Raw genomic sequence first — 1,460 nt, forward strand, 5'->3', positions numbered from 1 at the left:
GTCGACCGAGCGCGACGCCCTCCAGGCCCGGCTCACCGAGCAGGGCATCGGCAGTGCGACGTACTACCCGACGCCGGTGCACCGCCTGAAGCCGTTCCTCACCGAGGCCGGCGTGCCCGACCCGCGCTGGGAGCTCCCGGAGACCGAGAAGGCCGCGCTGGAAGCGCTGTCGCTGCCGGTGTTCCCGACCCTCACCGCCGAAGAGCTCGACCGCATCGTCGTGGCGGTCAACGCATGACGCTGAAGGCCGGTCTGGTGGGCCTGGGCGCCATGGGGCGCAACCACGCACGCATCCTGTCGATCCTCGACGACGTCGAGTTCGTCGGTGCCGCCGACGCGGTCGTCACCGACCAGCGCGTCTCGCACGGAGCGCCGATCGTCCCCGACGTCGACGCCCTGATCGCGCTGAAGCCCGACTACGTCGTGGTGGCGGCTCCGACCGGCACCCACGAGGAGATCGGGCTCAAGCTCGCGGCGGCCGGCATCCACGCCCTGATCGAGAAGCCGCTCGCGCCGTCGGTCGACGGGGCCAAGCGCCTCGTCGACGCCTTCGCGGAGAAGGGCCTGGTCGGCGGTGTCGGCCACATCGAGCGCTACAACCCCGCCCTGCAGAGCCTGCGTACCCGCCTCGCAGCCGGGGACCTCGGCGAGATCTACCAGGTCGTCACCCGCCGACAGGGCCCGTTCCCCGGCCGGATCGCCGATGTCGGTGTGGTCAAGGACCTCGCGACCCATGACATCGACCTCACCGCGTGGGTCACCGGACAGAACTACGTCTCGGTGTCCGCGCGGGCTGCCCGCCGCAGCGGTCGCGAGCACGAGGACCTGATCGTGGTCGTCGGCGAGCTCGACGGTGGCGCCGTGGTCAACCACCTCGTCAACTGGCTGAGCCCGCTCAAGGAGCGGTCCACGGTGGTCACCGGTGAGCGCGGCGCGTTCGTCGCCGACACCCTGACCGCCGACCTGACGTTCTACGCCAACGGTGCCGTCCCGACCGAGTGGGAAGCCGTCAGCGCCTTCCGGGGCGTCGTCGAGGGTGACGTGACACGGTTCGCGATCCCGAAGCGGGAGCCGCTGCTGCGCGAGCACGAGCAGTTCCGTGACGCCGTGCTCGGCAAGGACTCCGACATCGTGACGCTCGCCCAGGGCATGCGGACCGTCGAGGTCGCCGCCGGCATCCTCGCGTCGTCGACGGACGGCGGAGTCGTCCGGCTGTAGGCCGGACACAGGCAGATGCGCACGCCCGTTGTCGACGTCACCGTCATCATCCCGGTCTACAACACCGTCGACTACCTGAGCGTCTGCCTGGACTCCCTGGTCGGCCAGACCATCGGCCACCAGCGGCTCGAGGTCGTGGCGGTCGACGACGGATCGACGGACGGCAGCGGAGAACTGCTCGAGAAGTACGCGGCGTCGTACCCGGAGGTCGTCCGGGTGTTCCACCAGGACAACTCGGGCGG

General features: G+C 70.5%; 3 protein-coding genes. All 3 read left to right on the forward strand.

Annotation, left to right across the window (positions count from 1 at the left end; genetic code table 11):
• A partial coding sequence (locus ACOADB_RS15580; protein ID WP_378600349.1) for a DegT/DnrJ/EryC1/StrS family aminotransferase occupies positions 1-238 on the forward strand: 238 nt, incomplete at its 5' end.
• Positions 235-1,218, forward strand: a complete 984-nt coding sequence (locus ACOADB_RS15585; RefSeq protein WP_378600352.1) for a Gfo/Idh/MocA family protein — start codon at positions 235-237, stop codon at positions 1,216-1,218. The genes ACOADB_RS15580 and ACOADB_RS15585, both read left to right, overlap by 4 nt.
• Before the next feature lie 15 nt (positions 1,219-1,233).
• Positions 1,234-1,460 (forward strand): glycosyltransferase family 2 protein (locus ACOADB_RS15590; RefSeq protein ID WP_378600354.1); only part of this gene is annotated, 227 nt, incomplete at its 3' end.

It is taken from the genome of Nocardioides sp. CPCC 206348 (genome assembly GCF_048654705.1).
In the GTDB taxonomy this organism is placed as follows: Bacteria; Actinomycetota; Actinomycetes; order Propionibacteriales; family Nocardioidaceae; genus Nocardioides.

Bases quoted from the DNA above. Each gene is read 5' to 3' on its own strand.
- ACOADB_RS15585 (WP_378600352.1), top strand. From the start codon at position 235: ATGACGCTGAAGGCCGGTCTGGTGGGCCTGGGCGCCATGGGGCGCAAC.